Here is a 19,103-nt window from a genome sequence, read left to right as displayed (position 1 = left end):
AGTCATGGGGGATTCGTGCCGGTTGGGGAGGGCCGAGTGGGGTGCGTCGCCGGGTGCGGGCCGGAGGGGTTCAACGCCCACGCGACAGAGCCGCACATGGACACGGCCCGGAGTGGCAGTCCCGCCTCTTACCAGTTCGGCGGGCTCGCTATCGCTCTCACCAGGACCTCGTCCAGAACGCGTGCCGTCCCCGGAACATCCAGCTGCGAGTTGTCGATGATCGGGAGGCCCGAGCCGTACCAGCCCGCCATGCGGCCGTGGATGCGGGCGACCTCCTCGTCGGTGAGGCGGCGGTTGCCCGTGCGTTCGGCGTTGCGCTCCAGGACGATGTCGAGGCCGGGCAGGAGGACGACCGGGAGCAGGCCGGGGCCGACGTGGCGCTTCCAGCCGCCGAGGCCGACGACCGGCCGGTCGGGGAAGACCGCGTCGTCGAGGATGCACGAGATGCCGTTGGCCAGGAAGTTGCGCGCGGCGAAGCCGCAGGTGCGGCGGGCCAGGCGGTACTGGGCCTCGGAGTTGTCGTTCCAGCCGGACTGGGGGTCGGCGAACCCGGAGCGGACCCATTCGCGGACGTCGTCGAGGCTGATGTGGGCTGTGGGGACCCGGCGGTGGTCGGCCCAGTACTTGGCCACGCTCGTCTTGCCCGCGCCGGCCGGGCCGATCAGGAGGACGGCCAGGGTGGTGGTGGTCGGGTCGGGCACGGTGGTCGCGGCCGGGGGCGCGGTGGGGATGCCCACCGGAGCGCCCGGCGGCAGCGGGACGTGGCCCGTGGTGTCGGGGGGCTGCGGGGCCGAGGGCAGCGGGGGGAGCGGCGGAACCGACGGTTGCGGGGGCGCGGCCGGTGGTGGCGGCACGGGCGCGGGGCGCTGAGGCGCTCCCGGGTGCTGTGCGGCCGGCGGCCAGCCGGTCGGTCCCTGCCCCGGCTGATGGGGCGGCGGCAGCGGAGATCCCACTGCGTGCTGCATCCGGTGCCACTCCGTCTCTTCATGTGCGGCTGCGCTCGTTACCGAACGGTACCGCCCCCGGTCGTCGTTTGGTGAAACGGCCGGGGCGGTACGAAGTGCCCGTGTCGCGAGGCGAACCGGGCGGAAGGAACAGCAGCGGACTTACTGCCCGACCTCGCCGTAGGCGGCGAGCAGCACGGCCGGGTCCGGGCCCTCCAGGACGGTCGGCTTGGCGAGGCCGTCCAGGACGATGAAGCGCAGCAGGTCGCCGCGGGACTTCTTGTCGACCTTCATCGTCTCGACGAGCTTGGGCCACTGGTCGTAGCGGTAGTGCAGCGGGAGGCCGACCGACTCCAGGACCGTGCGGTGGCGGTCCGCCGTCGCGTCGTCCAGGCGTCCGGCCAGCCGGCCCAGCTCCGCGGCGAAGTGCATGCCGACGGCGACCGCGGCGCCGTGCCGCCACTTGTAGCGCTCGTTCTTCTCGATGGCGTGGCCGAGCGTGTGGCCGTAGTTGAGGATCTCCCGCAGGCCCGATTCCCTGAGGTCGGAGGAGACGACCTCGGCCTTGACCCGGATGGAGCGCTCGATCAGCTCGGCCGTGTGCGGGCCGGCCGGGGTGCGCGCCGCCTCGGGGTCGGACTCGATGAGCTCCAGGATCGCCGGGTCGGCGATGAAGCCGGCCTTGATGACCTCGGCGAGCCCGGAGACGTAGTCGTTGACCGGGAGGGAGTCCAGTGCGGCGAGGTCGCAGAGGACGCCGGCCGGCGGGTGGAAGGCGCCGACCAGGTTCTTGCCCTCGGCGGTGTTGATGCCGGTCTTGCCCCCGACCGCCGCGTCGACCATGGCGAGGACGGTGGTCGGGATGGCGATCCAGCGGACCCCGCGCAGCCAGGTGGCGGCCACGAAACCGGCCAGGTCCGTCGTCGCCCCGCCGCCCACGCCGACGATGACGTCGGAGCGGGTGAACCCGGACTGCCCGAGCGCCTTCCAGCAGTAGGTGGCGACCTCGGCGGTCTTGGCCTCCTCCGCGTTGGGGACCTGGATGGCGACGGCCTCGTAGCCCTGCTCGGCCAGATCGGCCCGCAGCGCGTCGCCGGTCTCGGCGAGCGCCTCGGGGTGGATGACAGCGACCCGCCTGGCCTTCTCACCGACCAGACCGCCCAGTTCGCCCAGGAGTTGACGACCCACCAGGACCTCGTACGGCTCGGTGCCCGCCGTGCCGCCGACCTGGATCCGGGTGACTGCCTCGCTCATGCTTCCTTCAACTCCAGTGCGTCCAGGGCTGCTTGGGTGACCTCTTCGGGCGTACGGCCGTCGGTCGCCACGACGGCCGTGGCGATGCCCTCGTACAGGTGCCGCCGCGCCTCCATCAGCTCGCGCCACTGCCTGCGCGGGTTGAGGGCGAGCAGGGGCCGGGCCGCGTTCAGACCGGTGCGCTTGACGGCCTCCTCGACGTCCATCGAGAGGTAGACCACCCGCCGGTCGGCGAGCAGCGCACGCGTGTCCGCGTCGAGGATCGCGCCGCCGCCGAGCGCGAGGACACCCTCGTGCTCGGCCAGCGCCACCCGCACCGCCCGCTTCTCGATCTCCCGGAAGACCGGCTCGCCCTCGGCCACGAAGATGTCGGCGATGGTGCGGCCCTCGGCGGCGACGATGTCCTCGTCGGTGTCCCGGTAGCCGACACCGAGCCGCTCGGCGAGCAGTTCCCCGACCGTGGACTTGCCCACACCCATCGGCCCGACCAACACCACCATCGGCACGCTGCGCACGCTGCTCACCGGATCACCAGGTTGTCGAGGTACGACTGGACGTTGCGGCGGGTCTCGGGCACCGAGTCGCCGCCGAACTTCTCCGCGACCGCGTCCGCGAGGACCAGCGCGACCATGGCCTCGGCGACGATGCCCGCGGCCGGCACGGCGGAGACGTCGGAGCGCTGGTGGTGGGCCTGGGTGGCCTCGCCGGTGGTCACGTCGACGGTCTGCAGGGCGCGCGGCACGGTCGCGATCGGCTTCATCGCGGCCCGCACCCGCAGCAGCTCACCGGTGGACAGGCCGCCCTCGGTGCCGCCGGCGCGGCCGGAGACCCGCCGGATACCCTCGGGCGTGTTGACGATCTCGTCGTGCGCCTGGGAGCCGGGCACCCGGGCCAGGTCGAAGCCGTCGCCGATCTCGACGCCCTTGATCGCCTGGATACCCATCAGGGCACCGGCGAGACGGGCGTCCAGCTTGCGGTCCCAATGGACGTGCGAGCCGAGGCCGACCGGTACGCCGTACGCCAGCACCTCGACTACGCCGCCGAGGGTGTCGCCGTCCTTGTGGGCCTGGTCGACCTCCGCGACCATCGCCTTGGACGCGTCGGCGTCCAGGCAGCGCAGCGGGTCGGCGTCCAGCTTCTCGACGTCGGCCGGGGTGGGGTACACGCCCTTCGGGGCCTTCACGGAGCACAGCTCGACGACGTGCGAGACGATCTCGATGCCGGCCGTCTCCTTGAGGTACGACCGGGCGACCGCGCCGAGCGCCACGCGGGCCGCGGTCTCCCGCGCGGAGGCGCGCTCCAGGACCGGACGGGCCTCGTCGAAGCCGTACTTCTGCATGCCGGCGAGGTCTGCGTGGCCGGGACGCGGACGGGTCAGCGGAGCGTTGCGGGCGAGCCCGGCGAGGATCTCGGGGTCGACCGGGTCGGCCGCCATGACCTGATCCCACTTGGGCCACTCGGTGTTGCCCACCATGATCGCGACGGGGGAGCCGAGGGTCAGGCCGTGCCGGACGCCGCCGAGGAAGGTGACCTCGTCGCGCTCGAACTTCATGCGCGCACCGCGGCCGTAACCGAGCCGCCGCCGCGCCAGATGATCCGCGACCATCTCGGTCGTGATCGGCACGCCGGCGGGAAGGCCCTCCAGCGTCGCGACAAGTGCGGGACCGTGGGACTCCCCCGCGGTCAGCCAACGCAGCCTGCTCAACGATGCTCCTCAGTGCTCGCGCCCTGGTACTGCCCTGCGTACGCGCGTCCTCGCGTACGGCGACGGCCCGACCGGGTGCGCGGCCCCGGTCCGCCACCTCCGATCCTCCCACGTCCGGGCGGCGGACCCGGCCGCCGGTCCAGCAGACGGACGCGGATGTGCCCGGTCAGCGCCCGGCGAGCGCCTTCTCCCCGGCCCGGCGCATGGCGTCCAGCGGTGCCGGGGCTCGGCCGGTCATCTGCTCGACCTGGAGCACGGCCTGGTGCACCAGCAGGTCGAGGCCGCTCACCACGGCTCCCCCGAACATGGACCAGCGCGCGGCCAGAGCCGTGGGCCAGGGATGGTAAAGGACGTCGAAGAGGGTGGTGGGGCGCTCGGGTACGGCGGCGGCGAGGGCGTCGGTGGTGCCGGCCGGGGTGGTCGCGATCACCAGAGGGGCGCGCAGGGCCTGTCCGGCGTCGGCCCAGTCGGCGGTGCGGACCTCGACGTCGAGCCGTTCGCCCCAGTGCCGCATCTCGGCGGCGCGCTCCTCGCTGCGGACGTAGGCGACGACCTCGCCGGTGCAGATCCGGGCGAGTGCGGCCAGCGCCGAGGACGCGGTGGCGCCGGCGCCGAGGACGGCGGCGGAGTCGACCTGTTCGATGCCGTGCTCACGCAGGGCCGCGACCATCCCCGGGATGTCGGTGTTGTCCCCGAGGCGCCGGCCGTCCTCGGTGAAGACGACCGTGTTGACCGCGTCGACCGAGGCGGCCGTCTCACTGACCTCGTCGAGCAGCGGGATGACGGCCCGCTTCAGCGGCATGGTCAGCGACAGCCCCGCCCATTCAGGTCCCAGCTGCCCGAGGAAGGCGGGCAGCCGGGCCTCGTCGACCTCGAAGCGCTCGTACGACCAGTCGGCGAGCCCGAGTTCGTCGTACGCGGCCCGGTGCAGCGCCGGGGAGAGGGAGTGGGCGATGGGCTTACCGAGAACGGCGGCCCGGCGCGCGTCAGTTGCCTTCGATGCCATCGAAACCTGTCCTTGAGCGCGGATCCAACATAGAGTTCCGCGTATTCAATCCGAGCCCACCCGCCGACGTCGTCAGCTCTTTTTCTTCGCCGCGTTCCACTCGTTGACCAGCTTCTCGTGTTCCGCGAGTGTCCGCGTGAATTTGCTGGTCTTGCCGTCCGTCGAGATGAAGTAGTACCAGCCGTCTTCCGTCGGGTTGAGCGCACCCATGAGCGCCTCTTCACCGGGGTTGTCGATAGGCCCGGGAGGCAGCCCCTTGACGTAATACGTGTTGTACGCGTTGTCGAAGTGCCGCAGCTCGGCGATCGACAAGTCGATCTTGCTCTGATTCTTCACGTAGTTGTACGTGGAGTCGAACTCCAGAGCACCGTAGGTCTCAGGGTTTCCGGGCTTGAGACGGTTGTAGACCACCTCGGCCATTTTACGGAAGTCATCGTGGCTTGTACCCTCGGCCTGTACCAGGCTGGCCACGGTGAGCAATTGCCACGGTCCGTCGAGGCCCAGGCTGGAAGCTTTCTTCTCCAGGCCGAGCGTCTGGAATTGCTCGTTGGCGCGGGCAACCATTTTCGCCAGCACGGCCTTGGGCTTCTGCCCCTTCGAAACGGCGTAACTGGAGGGGAAGAGGAATCCTTCCAGCGGGTCCTTCAGGTTGGCATGGTTGAGCGCCCACTTGGGCAACCCGAGAGACTTGTAATCCTTCTTCGCCACGCTCGCGGTGGTCCCCTTCGGCACGGCGAGACGCTTGTCGATCAGTTCATAGACCGCGGAGTTGCGCAGCCCCTCCGCGATGACCAGGTTGCTGTGGCTCTTCGGGCTGAGCATCAACTGCACAGCGCTGGCGGCGGACATGTGCTTCTGCAGCGTGTAGACGCCGTCCTGGATCGCTTTGCCCTCGGTGTTCGCCTGCTGTGCGGAGACGAATGCGTCGACGCTCTCGACCACACCGGCCGTTTTCAGGATGCGGCCGATGTCGTATCCGCCCGCGCCCTTCGGGATCTCGACGGTCACCGACTCGCCGCTGCCACTGCCCGCGTAGTCCGGGGCCGCGCCGAAACGATTTTGGTAGAAGTGCCACCCGTAGTAGCCGACTCCGGCCGCGCCGCCGCCGAAGACCAGGCAGACCACCAGGCAGGCGAAGCCGTTACGGCGTTTCTTGACTCCCTTGCCGCCCTTGGCGTCCTTGCCGCGGCCACCACCGCGGCGCCCTTTCGGGTCATCGTCGTCGTCATCGTCGTCCGCGCCCGTGAAGAAGGGGTGCTGTTCCTCCTCCTCGACGACGGCCTCCGACTGCGCTTCCGGCTCCGGATCGCGCCGGCGGCCGGGCGGCTCCGGCGGCGGGTAGGCGTCCTCGGTGCCGTAGAAGTCGGGCTGCTCCCCGCCGTAGGCCACCGGCTGCTGGCCGTAGGGGTCGCCCGGGTCGGCGGCGTAGGGCACATGACCGTGGGTGCCGGTCGCGTCCCAGCCCCCCTGGTGGTACTGCTGCGGGGCATGCCCGACATACTGCTGGTCGTACTGCTGGCCCTGTCCGTCGGCGTACTGGAGCTGGCCTTGCTCGTCGTAGTAGTACTGCTGCTGGTCGTACCCGCCCTGCGGGTGCTGGCCCCAGTCGCCGTACTGCGACTGCTGCGGATAGTGCTGCGGCTGGCCGCCGTAGGGGGACTGCTGACCCACGTGGGCCTGCTGTCCTCCCCATCCGCCGTCCCCGTCCACCGGGTCCTCCGGATGCCACGGTTCGGAGCCTTCGCCCCGGCCATACTCAGTCATCGATCCCCTAGAGCCGCGAGGCGGCGCGGCACGCGGCTGGTGGGCCGGCTGTCGTTCCGCCTCTTGCTGTGCAGTGGCTGTTCGAAAACCATCGCATCGCGCGGAACGTTACCGTATCGCGATCAGATGACCACTTCGACGCCCTCGCCGGGCGGATTACCTGACACTCGTTCGGATTCCAGCGCCTGCTGGAGGATGATGATCGCGGCGGCCTGGTCGATGACCGAGCGGCCCTTCTTGGACTTCACTCCCGAGGCACGCAGTCCCTGACTGGCCGTCACGGTAGTCATCCGCTCGTCGACCAGCCGGACCGGCACCGGCTCGATGCCCTTGGCCAGCTCCTGGGCGAAGGCACGGACCTTGACGGCGGCCGGGCCCTCGCCTCCCTTGAGGGAGCGCGGGAGCCCGACGACGACCTCGATCGGTTCGTACTCCTCGACCAGTTGCCGCAGCCGGCGGTGTGCGGCGGGGACGTCCCGGCCGGGGACGGTCTCGACCGGGGTGGCGAGGATCCCGTCGGGGTCGCACGAGGCGACCCCGATCCGGGCGTCCCCGACGTCGATGGCGAGTCGACGTCCTCTGCGCATCTTCGTAACCGTTTCTTACTTGGCGGTCTCGGCCACAAGACGCTCGACGGCGTCGACGGCCTCGCCGATCGCGGCCGGGTTCTGGCCGCCGCCCTGGGCGACGTCCGGCTTGCCGCCGCCACCGCCACCGAGGGTCTTGGCGGCGGTACGGACCAGGTCACCGGCCTTGAGGCCGCGGTCGCGGGCGGCGTCGTTGGTGGCGATGACGGTGAGCGGCTTGCCGTTGTTGACCGTGAACAGGGCGACCACGGCGGCCCGTCCGCCCTGGATGCGGCCGCGCACGTCAAGCACGAGCCTGCGCAGGTCGTCCGGGGTGGTGCCGTCCGGGACCTGCCCGGTCACCACGGCCACACCGCGCACGTCCTTGGCGGAGTCGACCAGACCGGCGGCGGCCTGCAGCACCTTCTCCGCGCGGAACTTCTCGATCTCCTTCTCGGCGTCCTTCAGCTTGCCGAGCATGGCGGAGACCTTCTCCGGGAGCTCCTCCGGACGGCCCTTGACCAGCTCCTGGAGCTGGGCGACGACCGTGTGCTCGCGGGCCAGGAAGTTGTAGGCGTCGACGCCGACGAGGGCCTCGATACGGCGGACACCCGAGCCGATCGACGACTCGCCGAGCAGCTTCACCAGGCCCAACTGGGCGGTGTTGTGCACATGGGTGCCGCCGCACAGCTCCTTGGAGAAGTCGCCGATGGTCACCACCCGCACCCGCTCGCCGTACTTCTCGCCGAACTCGGCGATGGCGCCCTGCTTCTTGGCCTCGTCGATGCCCATGATGTCGGCGCGGACGTCGAGGTCGCGGGCGAGCACCTCGTTGATCTTCTGCTCGACGTCGGTCATCACGGCCGTCGGAACGGCGGACGGCGAGCCGAAGTCGAAGCGGAAGCGGCCGGGCTGGTTCTCCGAACCGGCCTGGGCGGCCGTCGGGCCGAGGGCGTCACGGAGCGCCTGGTGGGTGAGGTGGGTGGCCGAGTGGGCGCGGGCGATGGCCTTGCGGCGACGCGAGTCGATCGAGGCGTGGGCCTTGGCGCCGACGGTCACCTCGCCGACGTGGACAACACCCTTGTGGACGTACACGCCCGGGACCGGCTTCTGGGTGTCACGGATCTCGATGACGGCACCGGAGTCGACCTTGATCCGGCCGGTGTCGCCGATCTGGCCGCCGCCCTCGGCGTAGAACGGGGTGCGGTCCAGGACGATCTCGACCTCGTCGCCCTCTGTGGCGGCCGGCGAGGAGACGCCGTCGACGAGGATGCCGACGATGGTGGTCTCGCCCTCGGTGTCGGAGTAACCGATGAAGTCGGTCGCGCCGGTCTTGTCGGCGATCTCGCGGTAGGCACCGGCGCCGGCGTGCCCGGTCTTCTTCGCCTGGGCGTCGGCCTTGGCGCGCTCCCGCTGCTCCTTCATCAGGCGGCGGAAGCCCTCCTCGTCCACCGCCAGGCCCTGCTCTGCGGCCATTTCGAGGGTGAGGTCGATCGGGAAGCCCCAGGTGTCGTGGAGCAGGAAGGCCTTGTCGCCGGCGAGGACCGTGCCGCCGGCGGCCTTGGTCTCGGTGACGGCGGTGTCGAGGATGTTGGTGCCGGCCCTCAGCGTCTTGAGGAAGGCGTTCTCCTCGGCGACGGCGACCTTCTCGATGCGCTCGCGGTCGGTGACCAGCTCCGGATACTGCTGGCCCATCATCTGGATGACGGTGTCGATCAGGTCGAGGACGACCGGGCCGGTGGCGCCGAGCAGCCGCATGTTGCGGATGGCGCGGCGCATGATGCGGCGCAGGACGTAGCCGCGGCCCTCGTTGCCGGGGGTGACACCGTCGCCGATGAGCATCACCGACGTACGCATGTGGTCGGTGACCACGCGCAGCGAGACGTCCGAGTCGTGGGCGTCGCCGTAGGCCACGCCGGTCAGCTCGGTGGCCTTGTCGATGACGGCCATGGAGGTGTCGATCTCGTACATGTTCTGCACGCCCTGCAGAATCATGGCGAGACGCTCGAGGCCGAGGCCCGTGTCGATGTTCTTGCTCGGCAGCTCGCCGAGGATCTCGAAGTTGTCCTTGCCGATGCCCTCGCCGCGCTCGTACTGCATGAAGACGAGGTTCCAGATCTCCACGTACCGCTCGTCGTTGACGGCGGGGCCGCCCTCGACGCCGAACTCTGGGCCGCGGTCGTAGTTGATCTCGGAGCAGGGGCCGCAGGGGCCGGGGACGCCCATGGACCAGTAGTTGTCCTTCATGCCGAGGCGCTGGATGCGCTCCTTCGGCACGCCTACGACGTCGTGCCAGATGCGCTCGGCCTCGTCGTCGTCCTTGTAGACGGTGATCCACAGACGGTCCGGCTCCAGGCCGTAACCGCCCTTGTCCTGGGGGCTGGTGAGCAGCTCCCAGGCGTACTTGATGGCGCCTTCCTTGAAGTAGTCGCCGAAGGAGAAGTTGCCGCACATCTGGAAGAAGGTGCCGTGCCGGGTGGTCTTGCCGACCTCTTCGATGTCCGGCGTGCGCACGCACTTCTGCACGCTGGTGGCGCGGTCGAAGGGCGGCTTGACCTCACCCAGGAAGTAGGGCTTGAAGGGCACCATGCCGGCCGGGACGAGGAGCAGAGTCGGGTCGTCCGCGATGAGCGACGCCGAAGGGACGACGGTGTGCCCGCGCTCCTCGAAGAAGCTCAGCCAGCGGCGGCGAATCTCTGCCGACTCCATCAGTGATCCTCATTCCGGTTGTACGAGTGCTTCGTAGACGCAGGGCCTTCGACGTTCTTCGGGATCCTGCTGTTCTCGATGGCGGCGAACCGCCGGGGCGCGGGGAGTTCGGGGTCCGCGTCGATGCCCAGGGCGTCCCCCAGCTCTTCCTCCCGCTGGGCCATGTTGTCGCGGACGTCGAGCGCGAAGCCGATCGCCCGGTCCTTGATCCGGTGGCCGGTCTCCAGCGCCTTGTTCGCGGCGGTGGCGGCGAGGCTCTCGGGGGTCAGCTGCCTGAGCTTGCGGTTGACCTTGGTGGTGGCCCAGACACCGGCGGCGACACCGGTGGTGAACCAGAACGTACGGCGGAACATCTGCCTGGCTCCTACTTTCCCCGGTTCTTCCGCCGTGCGGACGGCACGGTCCGGCCCACGATCACGCTACGCCTGGCCTCCGGAGCGGGCACGTCCGCCTTGCGGCCGGCCAGTGCCCGGCGCACGCCGTAGCCGAACGCCGCGACCTTGACCAGCGGGCCGCCGAAGGTGGAGGCGACGGTGGTCGACAGCGCGGAGGCGTTGGAGGTGACCTCCTGGACGTCGGAGGCGATCGCGTCGACCCGGTCGATCTGGGTCTGCGCGGAGCGTACGGCCGCGGAGGCGTCACCGAGCAGCGGGACGGCCTGGTCGGTCACGTCCGCCACGAGCTTGGTGGTCGCCTTGAGCGTCTGGGCCAGCCTCGCCAGCGCGACGGCGAGGAAGGAGACCAGGATCGCCCAGAAGACGGCCACCAGGATCCCGGCCACCTCGCCACCGGACACTGCGCGCACCCGCTCCCTGAAACGTGCCTCAACATCGGAAAAGTCTGCACCGAGCCTATCGCGCCGGGGGTGGGACTCCGTACCGGATTACCGCGCGCGAGAGATGGAGTTGTGAGAACCGGCTGTACTGAACGAATACGGTTAAGTACGCTCCGTGTCCCATGCGAGGCCCTCAGCGCCCCGGCCCGTCGGCGGACGGCAATCTGCCCCTGGAACTGACCGCGTTCGTGGGTCGCTCGGCCGAACTCGGCGAGCTGGCCCGGGCCCTGGAGTGCGCACGGCTGGTGACGGTGACCGGGGTCGGCGGGGTCGGCAAGTCCCGGCTCGCGGCCCGGGCGGCCGCCGAGGCGGCGCCCCGGAACGGGGTGTGCCGGGTGGATCTGGCGGCGGTGCGCGATCCGGAGTTTGTGGAGTACGCGGTCGTGGAGGCGCTGGGGCGCTGCAGTACTTCCGGGTACGGCCGCTGGACGCGATGCCGTCGCAGCACGGGCCGGTACGGCAGCGGTGGGACGGTCCGGTATGCGGAAGCCCGCCGCCTCGCCCACCCGGAGGGGCGGGGAGACGGCGGGCTGACGCTGGAGTGCTACGCCGGGCTGGGATCAGCGGGCGTAGTACTCGACGACGAGCTGCTCGTCGCAGATGATCGGAACTTCCTTGCGGTTGGGCTCGCGGTCCAGGCGGAACGCCAGGGCCTTGAGGTTCACCTGCAGGTAGCGCGGGATCTCGCCGTCGGGGGCGAAGCCACCCTCACGGGCGATCTGGAAGAGCGTCTTGTCCTTGGAGCGGTCGCGGACCTCGATGACGTCGTCCGGACGCACGCGGTAGGACGGCTTGTCGACCTTCTGGCCGTTGACCTGGATGTGGCCGTGGACGACCATCTGGCGGGCCTGGTAGATCGTGCGGGCGATGCCCGAACGCAGGACCAGCGCGTCGAGGCGACGCTCCAGCTCGATGATCAGAGCCTCACCGGTCTTGCCCTGCACCTTGGAGGCACGCTCGTAGGCGCGGACGAGCTGGCGCTCGGACACGTCGTACTGCGCGCGCAGACGCTGCTTCTCCAGCAGACGGACCTTGTAGTCCGAGTTCTGCTTGCGGCCGCGGCCGTGCTCACCCGGCGGGTAGGGACGAGCCTCGAAGTACTTGACGGCCTTCGGGGTCAGCGCGATACCGAGGGCACGCGACTTCTTGACCTTGGGGCGGGACTGGTTCGCCACTTGTCTCTTTCTTCCTTCTGATATTCGGCTTGTCAGGGTTGAGGGAGGTCGCAATCCGCAGCCGGGGAAACCCGCCGGAACCCGTTGCCGGGCCTGGTGGGCAGCCGCTCCCCTGGTCTGGGCACATACGTGCAGCACGCGAGTGGCCCACCGACCGGTCCCGCCGTACGGCGAGTGGTGGTGGGCTGCCCGCGACACCGTTCGACGGTGCGCGACGCTCCTGGAACCCCCTTACGGAGGCTCCGGCCGACTGTCCCGCTCTGACAGCGCGGGACTCAGCGCTTCCAGGATTCTACAGGCTGCTCAGGACCGTCTGCGACCGAGGTGCTTCCTGGTCCACTCGACCGCGTCCGCGTACCGCGCCTCGGAGCCGTGCCGGGTCGGGGTGTAGTACTCGCGGTCCTTGATCGGGTCCGGGGCGTACTGCTGCTCGGCGATGCCCTCGGGCAGGTCGTGCGGATAGACGTACCCCTGCGCGTGCCCCAGCTTGGCGGCGCCCTTGTAGTGGCCGTCGCGCAGATGCGGGGGCACCTGGCCTGCCAGGCCCTTGCGCACGTCCTCCAGGGCGGCGCTGATCGCCATGGTCGCGGAGTTGGACTTGGGGGCCAGGGCAAGGGCGATGGTGGCGTGGCTGAGGGTGAGGGCGGCCTCGGGGAAGCCGATCATGGCGACGGCCTGGGCGGCGGCCACGGCTATCGGCAGCGCGCCCGGGTCGGCGAGGCCGATGTCCTCGCTGGCGGAGATCATCAGGCGGCGGGCGATGAAGCGGGGGTCCTCGCCGGCCTCGATCATCCGGGCCAGATAGTGCAGGGCCGCGTCGACATCGGAGCCCCGGATGGACTTGATGAGGGCGCTGGCGACGTCGTAGTGCTGGTCACCGTCCCGGTCGTACTTCACCGCGGCCCGGTCGACGACCTCCTCCAGGGTCTGGAGACCGACCTCCGGCTCGCCCTTGTCGAGGGCGGCCCCGGCGGCGGCCTCCAGGGCGGTCAGGGCGCGGCGGGCGTCACCGCCGGCGATCCGCAGCAGGTGCTCCTCGGTGTCCTCGGGGAGGGTGACGGAGTCCTTCAAGCCGCGCTCGTCGGTCAGGGCCCTTCTGAGAAGGCCGCGGACGTCGTCGTCGGTGAGCGGTTCGAGGGTGAGGAGCAGGGAGCGGGAGAGCAGGGGGGAGATCACCGAGAAGTAGGGATTCTCGGTGGTCGCCGCGATCAGGGTGACCCATCGGTTCTCCACGGCCGGGAGCAGGGAGTCCTGCTGGGCCTTGCTGAAGCGGTGGATCTCGTCGAGGAAGAGGACGGTCTCCTTGCCGTATCCCCCGGTGGCGCGGCGGGCGCCGTCGATGACCGCACGGACCTCCTTGACGCCTGCGGTGATCGCGGAGAGCTCCACGAACCGCTTGTTGGTGGCCTTGGAGACGACGTACGCGAGAGTCGTCTTGCCGGTGCCGGGCGGGCCCCAGAGGATGACCGAGGAGGGGCCGGCGGGGCCGCCGGAGCCCTCGCCGACGAGTCTGCGCAGCGGGGATCCCGGCTTCAGCAGATGCTGCTGGCCCACCACCTCGTCGAGGGTGCGCGGGCGCATCCTCACCGCCAGGGGGCTGCCGGTCGGGTCCTTCTCCTGGCGTTCTTCTGCGGCTGCGGTGAACAGGTCGGGTTCCACGCTGAAACCCTAAAACACGGCACTGACAATGCGGCACGCGCTGTCAGCTGGTCCAGAAGTCCCACCAGCGGGTCAGGATCAGCATGCCGATGATGCCGATGTGCAGGACGGGCAGCACCCAGGTGAACTCGCCGAAGAAGGACCGCAGCCAGTTCGGGGCCGGCAGGAAGCCCTTGCGGACGTTGAAGGACGTCACGTACCAGAACATGATGATCGTGGCGACCCAGGCCAGCGAGCACCACAGGCACAGCGCGTTGATCCGGTACAGGGACTGGAACTGCAGCCAGGTGCAGAAGGCGACGCCGAAGAGCGTGCCGAAGTTGAAGGTCAGCCAGTACCAGCGCGGGAAGCGGGCGCGGGCCAGCAGGCTCATGCCGACGCAGATGACGATGCCGTAGCAGACCAGGCCGAGCATCGGGTTCGGGAAGCCGAAGGCGGCGGCCTGCTTGGACTCCATGACGCTGCCGCAGGAGACGACCGGGTTGAGGCTGCACCCGGGGGTGAACGTCTTGCCCTCGACCTTGGCTTCCAGCAGCTTGAACTTGTCGATCGTGATGACCCAGGCGGCCAGCAGGCCGGCGGCACCGGTGATGATCAGCAGCAGTCCGAAGGCGATGCTGCCGCCCTCGGTGCGCGGTGCTGCGGAGGAGTGCTCGGGCTCGGGCTCGGTGGAGACGTCGTTGACTGTCGTCTTGCTCATCACGCCGATTCCGTCTGTTTGAGAGTTGGAACTTCTTCGGGCAGGGGCCATTGTGCCGCACGAGGCGCCCGCCCACCGTTCAGTGGACATAAGGAGGTACGCACGGTCGCCCCGGAGGGTTCGGTTCCGGCCGCCATCGGCCTCCATGCGGCGCTGGTCCTGGGCGCGGATCAGGTGACGGGCACGCGCGCGTGGCGGTCCTGGAGGGGAATCGCCTGGCAGGACGAAACGGCGCCCGCCGAGTTGACGGTTCGGGTTGCCGGGGTGAGGGGACTCGCGCCCCCTCACCCCGCCGGGCTCAGCCCAGCCTCGACTCCAGTTCCGCCACGATCTCGTTCACGCCGATCGCCGTCTGCTCGCCGGACTCCATGTCCTTCAGCTGGACGACGCCCTCGGCGAGGTCACGCTCACCGGCGACAAGCGTGTAGCGGGCCCCGCTACGGTTGGCGTTCTTCATCGCCCCCTTGAGGCCCTTGGCGCCGTAGGAGAAGTCCGCCGCGACGCCCGCCCGGCGGAGTTCCGTGACCTTGGCGAACAGGACCCGGCGGGCCTCCTCGCCCAGCGGTACCGCGAAAACGCTGGTGGCGGAGGGGAGGTTCAGTTCCACACCCTCGGCCTCCAGGGCCAGGACCGTGCGGTCCACACCCAGCGCCCAGCCCACCGAGGGGAGCGCTGGGCCGCCGATCATCTCGGAGAGGCCGTCGTAGCGGCCGCCGCCGCCCACCGCGGACTGGGAGCCCAGGCCGTCGTGCACGAACTCGAAGGTGGTGCGGGTGTAGTAGTCCAGGCCGCGGACCAGCTTGGGGTCGTCCTCGAAGGAGACGCCCGCCGCGCTGATCAGTTCGCGGACCTCCTCGTGGTACGCCTTGCAGGCGTCGCAGAGGTAGTCGCGGAGCAGGGGGGCGTCGCCCAGCTGCTTCTGGACCGATTCGCGCTTGTCGTCGAGGACGCGGAGGGGGTTGATCTCCGCTCGGCGGAGGGTGTCCTCGTCCAGGTCCAGGCCGCGCAGGAAGTCCTGCAGGGCCGCGCGGTACACCGGGCGGCACTCATTGTCGCCCAGGCTGTTGAGCAGGATGCGGAAGTCGCGCAGGCCCAGCGAGCGGTACGCCTGGTCGGCCAGGATGATGAGCTCGGCGTCCAGGGCCGGGTCCTCGGCGCCGATCGCCTCGGCACCGACCTGCGAGAAGTGGCGGTAACGGCCCTTCTGCGGACGCTCGTAGCGGTAGTACGAGCCGGAGTACCAGAGCTTGACGGGGAGGTTGCCCGCCTTGTGCAGGTTCGCCTCGAGGGCGGCGCGCAGGACGGACGCGGTTCCCTCGGGGCGCAGGGCCAGCCTGTCGCCGCCCTTCGTCTCGAACGCGTACATCTCCTTGGTGACGATGTCGGTCGACTCGCCCACCCCGCGCGCGAACAGTTCGACGTTCTCGAAGCCGGGGGTCTCGATGTAACCGTAGCCCGAGTCACGCAGCGGCGCGGCGATCGCCTCACGGACGGCCAGGTACTTGGCGCTCTCCGGCGGGATCAGGTCGTACGTGCCCTTGGGGGCCTTGAAGGTGCTCACGGAAGTTCTCGTCACATTCCTCGTCGGGGAGCGTTCTCGGCGTTCGCGCCGTGTGCCTGACGGCCCGCGGCCACTTGCCGCAGATAGGCGTTGGTGGCGCGCTCCTGGCCGATGGTCGTCTGGGGGCCATGGCCGGACAGCACCACGGTGGAGTCGTCGAGCGGCAGGCACACGCGGGCCAGCGACGCCAGCATGTCGTCCATGGAGCCGCCCGGCAGGTCCGTCCGTCCGATGGAGCCGGCGAAGAGCAGATCGCCCGAGAAGAAGACCGAGGGGATGTCGGCCGTCTCCGGCATCTGGAAGGTCACCGACCCCTTGGTATGGCCCGGCGCATGCGCGACGGAGAAGTCCAGTCCGGCCAGCTCCAGCTTGGCGCCGTCGGCCAGTTCGAAGACGTCGTCCGGCTCCCCCACCGTCAGCTCGCCCATCAGCGGCATGCCGATGGACCGGCCGAGCGCCTTCTCGGGGTCGCTCATCATGTAGCGGTCCTCGGGGTGGATCCAGGCCGGGACGTCGTGTGCGCCGCACACGGGGACGACCGAGGCCACATGATCGATATGGCCGTGGGTGAGGACGACGGCGACGGGCTTGAGCCGATGCTTCCGCAGTGCTTCCTCGACGCCTTCGGCGGCCTGGTGGCCGGGGTCGATGATCACGCACTCCTCACCGGCGGCGGGGGCGACGAGATAACAGTTCGTCCCCCAGGCCCCGGCGGGGAACCCGGCAATGAGCACGATCGTCCTTCGTTGTGTCGATTCGGGCGGCTTCAAGCTGTGGTCCAGAGCCTACCGGCGCTGCCGTTTCCTCAGCGAACCCATATACGGTACGGGGCTACACGCAGCGGTCGGCTCACACAGCGCACAGGACACACGCGTACAGGTCGACATACGACACGCATGAGGAGAGAACCCGGTGGTCAGCCAGGAGCAGCGGCGGCGTCAGCTCGCCCGGGAGAAGTTCTTGCGGCAGCAGCAGCGGCGCACCAGCGCACGGCGCAAGTCACGCATGCGCAACTCCGTGATCGCGTCCGTGCTCGGCGTGATCGTGATCGGCAGTGTCGCGCTGTACACGAGCGGCGTGATGAAGAACGACAGCAAGGCGAACGCCAGCTCGGAGACGACGCCGACGCCCAGCGCCACGCCCAGCAAGGCGCCGGACCCGTGCGCGAAGGCCGCTTCCGGCTCGGTGAAGAAGCTGAGCTGGAAGAAGGAGCCGGCGATGACGATCGACACGTCGGCGGCCTACACGATGAAGCTGGCGACGACCTGCGGTGACATCGGCATCGCGCTGAAGACGTCGGCGGCCCCGCACACGGTGAACTCGTTCGATTTCCTGGCGTCCAAGGGCTTCTTCGACCACACGAAGTGCCACCGGCTCACCACCAACGGCATCTACGTGCTGCAGTGCGGCGACCCGACGGGTACCGGCAGCGGCGGTCCCGGGTACACGATTCCCGACGAGAATCTGAAGGACGCAAGCCTGAAGGGCGGTGTCTACCCGGCGGGTACGGTCGCGATGGCCAACACCGGTCAGAAGCACACCGGCGGCAGCCAGTTCTTCCTGGTCTACCAGGACAGCCAGTTGCCGGCCAGCTACACCCCGTTCGGCACGATCGACGCGGCCGGACTGAAGGTCCTGAAGAAGATCGCCGCCGCCGGCGAGAGCACCGGAGCGGGTGACGGAGCGCCGAACGCGACAGTCGTCATTGACAAGGCCACGGTCACGAAATCCTGACCACGAACTGCGAAATTTCGGTCGCGCGGGATGCGGACAGGCAACCCGCCGGTCGCCTATGTTGGCCGTGACGAAACTGTGGACGATGCCCGGGGGCGCTGAGGCCCCTCGCGGGCATCATGTGGAGGAGGCGCTGTGAGCAGCGACCCGTGGGGCCGCGTCGACGAGACGGGGACCGTGTACGTGCGTACGGCCGACGGCGAGCAGGTCGTCGGTTCCTGGCAGGCCGGCTCCCCTGACGAGGCGCTGGCCTACTTCGAGCGCAAGTACGAAGGCCTGGTTGTCGAGATCGGCCTCCTCGAAAAGCGAGTTCGGACCACCGACCTGTCCGCCAAGGACGCCCAGGCCGCCATCGACCATCTGCGCGAGCAGGTGGAGGCACACCACGCGGTCGGTGATCTGCAGGCACTGCGAAACCGGCTCGACGAGCTGGTGAAGACCGTGGAGTCGCGTCGCGAGGAGCGTCGGGCGCAGCGTGCCAAGCAGTCCGACGAGGCCCGCAAGGCCAAGGAGGACCTGGTCGTCGAGGCGGAGCAGCTGGCCCAGTCCGACCAGTGGCGGTCGGCCGGTGAGCGACTGCGCGCGCTGGTGGACACCTGGAAGGGGCTGCCGCGCCTGGACCGGAAGTCGGACGACGAGCTGTGGCACCGCTTCTCGCACGCCCGGTCGGCGTTCTCCAAGCGTCGCAAGGCGCACTTCGCGCAGCTGGACGCACAGCGCGAGGACGCCCGCAAGGCCAAGGAGAGGCTGGTCGCCGAGGCCGAGTCGCTGTCCGACTCGACGGACTGGGGTCCGACGGCCGCGCGCTACCGCGAGCTGATGACGGAGTGGAAGGCCGCCGGCCGTGCCCAGCGCGAGCACGAGGACGACCTGTGGAACCGCTTCCGCGGCGCCCAGGACGTGTTCTTCGCGGCGCGCGGGTCCGCCTTCGCCGAGCGGGACGCGGAGCAGACCGAGAACCTGAAGCTGAAGGAGGAGCTGGCCGCCGAGGCCGAGAAGCTCCTGCCGATCACGGACCTGAAGTCCGCGCGGTCCGCCTTCCGCACGATCAACGAGCGCTGGGAGGCCATCGGCCATGTGCCGCGTGACGCCCGTCCGAAGGTCGAGGGCCGGATGCACACGGTCGACCGGGCCATTCAGGAGGCCGAGGAGGCGGAGTGGCGCCGGACCAACCCGGAGGCACGCGCACGTGCCGCGGGTCTGACCGGCCAGCTGCAGGCCGCCGTGGACAAGCTGAGGACGCAGATCGAGCAGGCCCGCGCCCAGGGCAACACGTCGAAGGCGGAGAAGCTGGAGCGTGAGCTGGAGGGCCGCCAGGCGCTCCTGGACCAGGCTCTGAAGGGCCTGCAGGAGTTCGGCGGCTAGCGCGGGCAGGGATACGACGAGAGGGGCCCGTACATGGCGTACGGGCCCACAAGGCAGCAACCACCCTCACCTGACGGCGCCCCCACCCACCGCCGCCACTCGACTCCCCCCGGTCGCGCCGTCACT

General features: G+C 69.8%; 17 protein-coding genes and 2 pseudogenes. 4 read left to right on the top strand and 15 right to left on the bottom strand.

Annotation, left to right across the window (positions count from 1 at the left end; translation table 11 throughout):
- Positions 1–128 precede the first annotated feature (128 nt).
- The 10 genes from ABZ396_RS29940 to ABZ396_RS29895 form a co-directional block, all read right to left on the bottom strand.
- Entirely contained in the window at positions 129–965 is an 837-nt protein-coding gene (locus tag ABZ396_RS29940; protein ID WP_358926307.1) for a Pro-rich N-terminal domain-containing protein, read from the bottom strand.
- Positions 966–1,106: 141 nt separating this feature from the next.
- Positions 1,107–2,198: a 3-dehydroquinate synthase gene (gene aroB, locus ABZ396_RS29935; RefSeq protein WP_358926305.1), complete on the bottom strand. Its 1,092-nt coding sequence runs from the start codon at positions 2,196–2,198 to the stop codon at positions 1,107–1,109.
- Entirely contained in the window at positions 2,195–2,698 is a 504-nt protein-coding gene (locus ABZ396_RS29930) for a shikimate kinase (RefSeq protein WP_358926327.1), read from the bottom strand. The genes aroB and ABZ396_RS29930 overlap by 4 nt, the downstream gene beginning before the upstream one ends.
- Positions 2,699–2,718: 20 nt before the next feature.
- The gene (aroC, locus tag ABZ396_RS29925) at positions 2,719–3,903 is read right to left on the bottom strand and encodes a chorismate synthase (RefSeq protein WP_358926303.1); all 1,185 of its coding nucleotides are present in this window, start codon (positions 3,901–3,903) and stop codon (positions 2,719–2,721) included.
- 166 nt (positions 3,904–4,069) lie between these two features.
- Positions 4,070–4,909, bottom strand: coding sequence for a shikimate dehydrogenase (locus ABZ396_RS29920; RefSeq protein ID WP_358926301.1), 840 nt, complete (start codon positions 4,907–4,909; stop codon positions 4,070–4,072).
- A gap of 72 nt (positions 4,910–4,981) precedes the next feature.
- Positions 4,982–6,673, bottom strand: coding sequence for an endolytic transglycosylase MltG (mltG, locus tag ABZ396_RS29915; RefSeq protein ID WP_358926299.1), 1,692 nt, complete (start codon positions 6,671–6,673; stop codon positions 4,982–4,984).
- 122 nt (positions 6,674–6,795) lie between these two features.
- A complete protein-coding gene (ruvX, locus tag ABZ396_RS29910; RefSeq protein ID WP_358926297.1) occupies positions 6,796–7,260 on the bottom strand; it encodes a Holliday junction resolvase RuvX in 465 nt (154 codons plus the stop codon).
- A gap of 15 nt (positions 7,261–7,275) precedes the next feature.
- The gene (gene alaS, locus ABZ396_RS29905) at positions 7,276–9,948 is read right to left on the bottom strand and encodes an alanine--tRNA ligase (protein ID WP_358926295.1); all 2,673 of its coding nucleotides are present in this window, start codon (positions 9,946–9,948) and stop codon (positions 7,276–7,278) included.
- Positions 9,948–10,301 carry a hypothetical protein gene (locus tag ABZ396_RS29900; protein WP_358926293.1) on the bottom strand — a complete coding sequence of 118 codons (354 nt, stop codon included), beginning with the start codon at positions 10,299–10,301 and terminating at the stop codon, positions 9,948–9,950. The genes alaS and ABZ396_RS29900 overlap by 1 nt, the downstream gene beginning before the upstream one ends.
- Before the next feature lie 11 nt (positions 10,302–10,312).
- Complete coding sequence (locus tag ABZ396_RS29895; protein WP_358926326.1) at positions 10,313–10,744, bottom strand: DUF948 domain-containing protein; 432 nt, start codon at positions 10,742–10,744, stop codon at positions 10,313–10,315.
- Positions 10,745–10,905: 161 nt separating this feature from the next.
- Here ABZ396_RS29895 and ABZ396_RS29890 point away from each other — a divergent pair.
- Positions 10,906–11,181: pseudogene (locus ABZ396_RS29890) on the top strand (AAA family ATPase); the annotation flags it as partial.
- A 162-nt stretch (positions 11,182–11,343) separates the two neighbouring features.
- On the opposite strand, the gene rpsD reads toward ABZ396_RS29890, so the two are convergent.
- The 3 genes from rpsD to ABZ396_RS29875 all read right to left on the bottom strand — a co-directional run bounded on the left by rpsD (position 11,344) and on the right by ABZ396_RS29875 (position 14,317).
- Positions 11,344–11,958: a 30S ribosomal protein S4 gene (gene rpsD / locus ABZ396_RS29885; RefSeq protein ID WP_358926291.1), complete on the bottom strand. Its 615-nt coding sequence runs from the start codon at positions 11,956–11,958 to the stop codon at positions 11,344–11,346.
- A 303-nt stretch (positions 11,959–12,261) separates the two neighbouring features.
- Positions 12,262–13,617 carry a replication-associated recombination protein A gene (locus tag ABZ396_RS29880; protein WP_358926290.1) on the bottom strand — a complete coding sequence of 452 codons (1,356 nt, stop codon included), beginning with the start codon at positions 13,615–13,617 and terminating at the stop codon, positions 12,262–12,264.
- A 43-nt stretch (positions 13,618–13,660) separates the two neighbouring features.
- Positions 13,661–14,317: a vitamin K epoxide reductase family protein gene (locus ABZ396_RS29875; protein WP_358926288.1), complete on the bottom strand. Its 657-nt coding sequence runs from the start codon at positions 14,315–14,317 to the stop codon at positions 13,661–13,663.
- A 156-nt stretch (positions 14,318–14,473) separates the two neighbouring features.
- Here ABZ396_RS29875 and ABZ396_RS29870 point away from each other — a divergent pair.
- A pseudogene (locus ABZ396_RS29870) lies at positions 14,474–14,569 on the top strand (ABC transporter ATP-binding protein); the annotation flags it as partial.
- 46 nt (positions 14,570–14,615) lie between these two features.
- On the opposite strand, the gene hisS reads toward ABZ396_RS29870, so the two are convergent.
- A complete protein-coding gene (gene hisS, locus ABZ396_RS29865; RefSeq protein ID WP_358926286.1) occupies positions 14,616–15,878 on the bottom strand; it encodes a histidine--tRNA ligase in 1,263 nt (420 codons plus the stop codon).
- 11 nt (positions 15,879–15,889) lie between these two features.
- Positions 15,890–16,612, bottom strand: a complete 723-nt coding sequence (locus ABZ396_RS29860) for an MBL fold metallo-hydrolase (RefSeq protein WP_358926284.1) — start codon at positions 16,610–16,612, stop codon at positions 15,890–15,892.
- 178 nt (positions 16,613–16,790) lie between these two features.
- Here ABZ396_RS29860 and ABZ396_RS29855 point away from each other — a divergent pair, with 178 nt between their 5' ends.
- Both ABZ396_RS29855 and ABZ396_RS29850 read left to right on the top strand, forming a co-directional pair.
- Entirely contained in the window at positions 16,791–17,612 is an 822-nt protein-coding gene (locus ABZ396_RS29855) for a peptidylprolyl isomerase (protein WP_358926283.1), read from the top strand.
- 135 nt (positions 17,613–17,747) lie between these two features.
- Positions 17,748–18,977, top strand: a complete 1,230-nt coding sequence (locus ABZ396_RS29850; RefSeq protein ID WP_358926281.1) for a DUF349 domain-containing protein — start codon at positions 17,748–17,750, stop codon at positions 18,975–18,977.
- The last annotated feature ends 126 nt before the right edge of the window (positions 18,978–19,103 follow it).

It is taken from the genome of Streptomyces sp. NPDC005866 (assembly GCF_040629895.1).
Classification (GTDB): Bacteria; Actinomycetota; Actinomycetes; order Streptomycetales; family Streptomycetaceae; genus Streptomyces.
This window is presented reverse-complemented; position numbering and strand designations above follow the sequence as displayed.